The sequence below is a fragment of the Paenarthrobacter sp. CM16 genome (assembly GCF_013179505.1).
Taxonomy (GTDB): domain Bacteria; phylum Actinomycetota; class Actinomycetes; order Actinomycetales; family Micrococcaceae; genus Arthrobacter.
Window position 1 is genome coordinate 1 of record NZ_JABMCX010000249.1, and the last position, 6,916, is coordinate 6,916.

The 6,916-nt window shown below is 63.0% G+C and carries 4 protein-coding genes; all 4 read right to left on the reverse strand.

Going from position 1 to position 6,916, the window contains the following annotated elements; translation table 11 throughout:
- The coding region (zwf, locus tag HP499_RS18410) for a glucose-6-phosphate dehydrogenase (protein WP_172325634.1) at positions 1–1,489 on the reverse strand (1,489 nt) is incomplete at its 3' end.
- Positions 1,490–1,504: 15 nt separating this feature from the next.
- The gene (locus HP499_RS18415; RefSeq protein WP_172325635.1) at positions 1,505–3,136 is read right to left on the reverse strand and encodes a glucose-6-phosphate isomerase; all 1,632 of its coding nucleotides are present in this window, start codon (positions 3,134–3,136) and stop codon (positions 1,505–1,507) included.
- Between the two features lie 5 nt (positions 3,137–3,141).
- A complete protein-coding gene (tal, locus tag HP499_RS18420) occupies positions 3,142–4,260 on the reverse strand; it encodes a transaldolase (RefSeq protein WP_172325636.1) in 1,119 nt (372 codons plus the stop codon).
- 33 nt (positions 4,261–4,293) lie between these two features.
- Positions 4,294–6,420, reverse strand: a complete 2,127-nt coding sequence (gene tkt, locus HP499_RS18425; protein ID WP_309138422.1) for a transketolase — start codon at positions 6,418–6,420, stop codon at positions 4,294–4,296.
- Positions 6,421–6,916 lie beyond the last annotated feature (496 nt).

The following is a 6,916-nucleotide window of genomic DNA, read 5'->3' on the forward strand; positions in this document are numbered from 1 at the left end:
CGGGTGCGTAGGGTTGCGGTTGTTCATCGAGCCCGGCCCAGTATTCCTCGAACGGGTCCAGGATCTTCCAGGACAGTTCCACTTCCTGGTGGCGCGGGAAGAGCGGCGGCTCACCCAGGAGCACGTCCAGGATCAGTCGCTCGTAAGCCTCGGGGCTGGACTCGGTGAAGGAGTGTCCGTAGCCGAAGTCCATGGTGACATCGCGGACTTCCATCTGGGTGCCCGGAACCTTGGAACCAAACCGGATAGTGGCGCCCTCATCAGGCTGGACACGGATGACCACGGCGTTCTGGCCGAAGTCGTCCTCACCGTGGTCCCGGAACAACAGATTGGGTGCGCGCTTGAACACCACGGCAATTTCGGTAACGCGGCGGCCTAGTCTCTTTCCTGCACGCAGGTAGAACGGAACACCGTTCCAACGGCGGGTGTTGATGTCAACCCGGATCGCAGCAAAGGTCTCGGTCTTGGAGTCGGCAGGGATGCCATCCTCATCAAGGTACCCGAGGACTTCCTCGCCGCCCTGCCAACCGCCGGTGAACTGACCACGCGCCGAGTGGGTGGACAGGTCTTCGGGCAGCTTGACCGCAGCAAGGACCTTTTCTTTCTCGGCCCGAAGGTCATCGGCATTGAAGGAAATGGGTTCCTCCATGGCCGTCAACGCCAGCAACTGCAGCAAGTGGTTCTGAATGACGTCACGGGCCGCGCCCACGCCGTCGTAGTAGCCTGCACGCCCCCCGGTGCCAATGTCCTCGGCCATGGTGATCTGAACGTGATCCACATAGTTGGCGTTCCAGAGGGGTTCAAACAACTGGTTCGCGAAACGCAACGCCAGGATGTTCTGCACCGTCTCCTTACCCAGGTAATGGTCGATCCTGAACACTGCATCAGCCGGGAACACCGATTCGACGATGTCATTGAGCTGACGGGCGGACTCGAGGTCGTGCCCGAACGGCTTTTCAATGACCACCCGGCGCCACTGGCCCGTCTTCGCCTGAGCGAGACCGTGCTTGGACAGTTGTCGGCAGACCTGTTCGAACGCCTTGGGCGGGATGGAGAGGTAGAAGCCATGGTTGCCCCGGGTACCGCGGGTTTCATCCAGCTCATCAAGGACGTCGCCGAGACGCTCGAAGGCGTCGTCGTCGTCGAACTCGCCCTGAACAAAGCGGATACCGGAAGCAAGCTGCTCCCACACCGCTTCGTCGAACTTCGTCCGGGCGTGGGCCTTGACGTTTTCCTTCACTTCAGCCGCAAAATCAGCGTTGTCCCAGTCGCGTCGGCCGAAGCCAACCAGAGCGAAGCTGGGAGGCAACAGGCCACGGTTGGCGAGGTCATAGACCGCCGGCATGAGCTTCTTGCGGGCGAGATCGCCGGTGACTCCGAAGAACACCAACGACGACGGCCCGGCGATGCGGTTCAGGCGCCGGTCCCGAGGATCCCGCAAGGGGTTCCGGAGACCGGCGTTCTTCCTGCCGTTTTCAGTTTCTGGCATGTTTGGTTCTGTGCCTTAGCTTTCGAGTGCGCTGGCCTGGCCGGCCAACGCAGCGACGACTTCCTGGAGTTGGGCTACGCCCGCAGCACGTTCGGTGAGGTGCAGACGCAATACCGGGCGGCCGTGGCCTTCCAGTACCTGTGCGTCGCCCGAGGCCTGAGCCGCAATGAGCTGCCCGAAGGTGAAAGGCCGCTCCGGAATTTCCAGGTCGGTGGAGGATGCTGCAGTGACTTGCAGGAAAACTCCGATAGCCGGTCCGCCCTTGTGGAACTGGCCGGTGGAGTGGAGGAACCGAGGGCCCCAACCGAAAGTCACCGGGCGAGCACTGACGGCTGCAAGTTCATCCCGAATTCCCTCAAGGGGCGCGTGGGATATACGGTCCAAGTAGGCCTGAACGCTCAAGTACCCATCCGTACCGAGCTGGCCGAGGAGCGCCTGCACAGCCTCGGACACCGTGGAAGCGGAGCCAAGCCACTCGCCCCCGCGTACCTCCACAGCACCGTCGGTAAAGGCTGCCGGAGTCGGTTCGGGGCGGGCGTCGAGCAAACCGCGCGCAGCTACCTTTGCGGCCTCGACGTCGGGCTGGTCGAAGGGGTTGATGCCCAGCAGCCGGCCGGCCACTGCGGTGGCAAACTCCCAGGTAAACATTTGTGAAGCCAGGCCGCCGGCTACGGCCACCTCGTTCTCGCGGAGCTCGACGTCGGCATCGGCACTGACAAGCCGCACCACCAGGACGTCCTCGGCGCCGGTCAGCGCCTCGGGAGAGTCAGGACCGGCTACGACGGGCAGGACACCGGTGCCCAGCTTGCCGGTGGACTCGGCGATGAGCTGTTCGGCCCAATCAGCGAATCCGACAATGCCTGAACCGTCCTCAGCGATGACAATCTTGTTCCGCAGCGGGGTGGTGCCGCCCAAGGCAATGCCCAGCGCCAGGCCGATGTTGTCAGCGGAGTCCTCGTTGAGGATCTCCGCGGCTTCTTCTGCCTCATCCAGGAAGGCCTGGATATCCACGCCGGCCAGACCACACGGGACCAGGCCAAAGGCTGTCAAAGCCGAGAAGCGGCCGCCCACGTTGGGGTCGGCATTGAACACTGCACGGTATCCCGCCTCGCGGGAAGCCTTGTCCAGCGGTGAACCCGGATCCGTGACAATGATGATCCTGGTCTTGGCGTCGATGCCGGCATCGTTGAACGCCTTCTCGAATACGCGGCGCTGGGAGTCGGTCTCAACGGTGGACCCGGACTTGGAGGAAACGACGATCGCCGTCTCCGCCAAACGGTCAGCCAAAGCAGCGCTGACCTGTTCAGGATCAGTGCTGTCAAGCACAGTCAGCTCGACGCCGGCGGTACCGGCAATGACCTCGGGGGCCAAAGAAGATCCACCCATGCCGCAAAGGACAATACGTGAGACTCCTTCGGCACGGAGGGCGTCACGAAGTTCCAGAATGTCCCCGACCAAGGCCTGGGACACCGTGGCGGCTTCTACCCAGCCGAGCCTGATCGCTGACTCGGACTCTGCGTCGGGACCCCACAGTGTGTGGTCCTTGGCGAAAATCCGCGTGGCGATCTTCTCCTCCACCAAGCTGTCAATGTGCTGGGCGATTGCCTGCTGTGCGGCACCGCTGGCGTCGTAGCTGATTGTGCTCATAGTTGTTAGGAAGCCTTCCGTGCGGTGGCGAGTGCGCCTTCGACGTCGGCGAGGAGTTCCTTCCAGGAGCCCACGAACTTCTCAAGGCCTTCGGTCTCGAGAAGGGTGACGACGTCGTTGTAGGAGACGCCGAGGGCTTCGAGGGCGTTGAGGGTCTCGTTCGCGTCATCGTAGGTGCCGGAGATGGTGTCACCGGTGACTACGCCGTGGTCGAACGTGGCGTCAAGGGTCTTTTCCGGCATGGTGTTGACCACGCCTGCTGCGACGAGTTCGGTCACGTAGAGGGTGTCCGGGTACGCCGGGTCCTTCACGCCGGTGGAGGCCCACAGGGGGCGCTGGGGGAGGGCGCCGGCTTCGGCCAGCACTGCCCAGCGCTCGGTGGAGAAGAGCTCTTCGTAGACCTGGTAGGCCAGGCGTGCATTGGCAACGCCTGCTTTGCCCTTGAGTGCCTTGGCTTCATCGGTGCCGATGGCGTCAAGGCGCTTGTCGATCTCCGAGTCAACGCGGGAGACGAAGAACGAGGCCACGGAGTGGATCTTGGAGAGATCGTGGCCGTTCTCCTTGGCCTGCTCGAGGCCGGACTGGAAAGCGTTGATGACCGCGCGGTACCGCTCCAGGGAGAAGATCAGGGTCACATTGACGCTGATGCCCTCAGCCAGGGTAGCGGTGATTGCTTCAAGGCCCTCCAGGGTTGCGGGGATCTTGATGTGGACGTTGTCCTTGTTCACCTTCGCGTAGAGGTGCTTTGCCTCGGCGATCGTTCCGGCGGTGTCCCAGGCAAGGCGGGGGTCCACCTCGATGGAGACGCGGCCGTCAACACCGTTGGTCGCTGTTGCGACCGGGGCGAACAGATCGCAGGCGTCAGCGACGTCCGTGGTGGTGATTTCGAAGATCGTTTCTTCGACGCTGGCACCGGCGGCGGCCTGGGCTGCAATGGTGGCGTCGTAGTCCGTGCCCGCGGTGATGGCTGCATGGAAGATGGACGGGTTGGTGGTCACACCAACCACGTTCTTCTCGTCGATCAGCTTCTGCAGGGTGCCCGTTTCCAGGCGGGTGCGGGAGAGGTCATCGAGCCAGATGGAAACGCCGGCGTCGGAGAGCTGCTGCGTGGGAGTGCTGGTCATGTGTTTTTCTCCTTGTGAGAGGGAAGCAGACTGTTATGCGTTGGCGTCTGCGAGGGAGTCTTTGGCAGCGGCTGCAACGGCGTCGGCGGTGATGCCGAATTCGTTGAAGAGCCGCTTGTAGTCAGCTGAGGCGCCGAAGTGTTCCAGGGAGATGGAGCGGCCGGCGTCACCGACGAATTCGCGCCAGCCCAGTGCGAGGCCGGCTTCAACCGAGACGCGGGCCTTCACGGAGGCAGGGAGCACGGATTCGCGGTAGGCCTCGTCCTGCTTGTTGAACCACTCAACACACGGCATGGACACAACGCGGGCGGCGATGCCTTCGGCCTGGAGCGCTTCGCGGGCCTGGACGGCGAGCTGGACTTCCGAGCCGGTGCCGATCAGGATGACCTGCGCATCCACGGTTTCGCCGTCCTTGGAGGCTTCGGCCAGGACGTAGCCGCCCTTGGCAACACCTGCGGTGGAACCGAACGTGTCACCGGTCGCTTCACCTTCGCCGCGGGCGTACGTGGGGATGTTCTGACGGGTCAGGACAATGCCGGCCGGGTTCTCGTGGTTCTCCAGCATGGCCTTCCAGGCTGCGGAGACCTCGTTGGCGTCGCCGGGGCGGACAACGTCCAGGCCGGGGATGGCGCGGAGCGAGGCGAGCTGCTCCACCGGCTGGTGGGTGGGGCCGTCTTCGCCCAGACCGATGGAGTCGTGCGTCCATACATACAGGGAAGGAACACCCATCAGCGCACCGAGGCGGATGGCCGGGCGCTGGTAATCGGAGAAGATCAGGAACGTGCCGGAGAATGCGCGGGTGCGGCCGTGCAGGGCGATGCCGTTCACGATCGACGCCGCAGCGTGCTCACGGATACCGAAGTGCAGTACGCGTCCGTACGGGTTGCCCTTCCAGGCGTCCGTGGAACGAGACGTCGGGATAAACGACGGCGAGCCCTCGATGGTGGTGTTGTTGGACTCGGCGAGGTCGGCCGAACCGCCCCACAGCTCCGGAAGGACAGGGCCAATGGCGTTCAGGACCTTGCCCGAAGCCGCACGGGTGGACACGTCCTTGCCGGCCTCGAACACCGGCAGTGCGGCGTCGATGCCCACGGGCAGCTTCTTGGCTTCAACACGTTCCAGCAGGGCAGCAGCGTCCGGGTTGGCGGACTGCCATGCCTCGAACGAGCTCTGCCAGGCAGTGCGGGATTCAGCGCCGCGGTCCAGGACCTTGCGGGCGTGTGCCAGAACTTCTTCGTCAACATCGAAGGACTTGGCCGGATCAAAGCCCAGCACGGTCTTCAGTGCCGCGACTTCCTCGGCACCCAGGGCCGAGCCGTGGATCTTGCCGGTGTTCTGCTTCTTCGGTGCCGGGTAGCCGATGATGGTGCGCAGCGAAATGATGGACGGCTTGTTCGTCTCAGCCTTCGCTGCCAGCAGGGCTGCGTAGAGTTCCTGGACGTCTTCGACGTAGTCGCCGGTCTTGGTCCAGTCAACGCGCTGGGTGTGCCAGCCGTAGGCTTCGTAGCGCTTGAGGACGTCCTCGGTGAAAGCAACGTCGGTGTCGTCTTCGATGGAGATGTGGTTCTCGTCGTAGATCACTACGAGGTTGCCCAGTTCCTGGTGGCCCGCAAGCGATGAAGCCTCGGAGGTTACACCTTCCTGGAGGTCGCCGTCGGAAGCGATAACCCAGATGGTGTGGTCGAACGGCGACTCGCCGGCGGGAGCATCGGCGTCGAACAATCCGCGCTGACGACGCTGCGAGTAAGCGAAACCCACAGCCGAGGCCAGGCCCTGGCCCAACGGGCCGGTGGTGATTTCCACACCGGCGGTGTGCTTGTACTCGGGGTGCCCCGGGGTCAGCGAACCCCACGTGCGGAGCGCCTCAAGGTCCTTCAGCTCCAACCCGTATCCGGAGAGGAACAATTGGATGTAAAGGGTCAGCGAAGTGTGACCGGGGGACAGGACGAACCGGTCGCGGCCGATCCAGTCCGGGTTCTTCGGATCGTGGCGCATCAGCTTCTGGAACAGCAGGTACGCTGCCGGAGCCAAGCTCATCGCCGTACCAGGGTGGCCGTTGCCGACCTTCTCCACGGCATCAGCGGCCAACACGCGAACGGTGTCAACTGCCTTCTTGTCCAGATCGGTCCATGACAGTTCTTGCTCTTCCAAATGTGGCACGAAAACCGAGCCCCTCTCTGTGCTGACGGCAGGCGTACGGACACGGCACGCAGGAAGCACAGGATGGCGCCCGCTGCAATGTGTCTACCAGCCGTTCACCATTGAAACGTTGATCTCTCATCCAGACGCACGGATATCCGAGAATGCGGTTTCCCGGATGGTCAACGTGTGCTGATCTGCTCAACAGCTTAGCCCTAAACGTGTCAGGGAACTCAGGGAATCCCACTAACTGGACAGAAATTCCCTTATATGAATCACGATGGCCCGGAAGGGGAGTGAAGATTCGGAAACATTGACGTATTTTGCGGACATTGGGCCACTTCCGGCCACGGTATGATATTTGGAGGCCACCAGCGGTTCATGCGCCTGTGTCAGCTTTCGAAGACCGGGACGGCAGCCGCTGCGAGAACCCCAGAGCATAGAACAGAGTGACTGCCGCCGTGAGCACAACTGATACGCCCCTCAACGCGTCCCCGGCCCGGGGAAGCATCGGAAT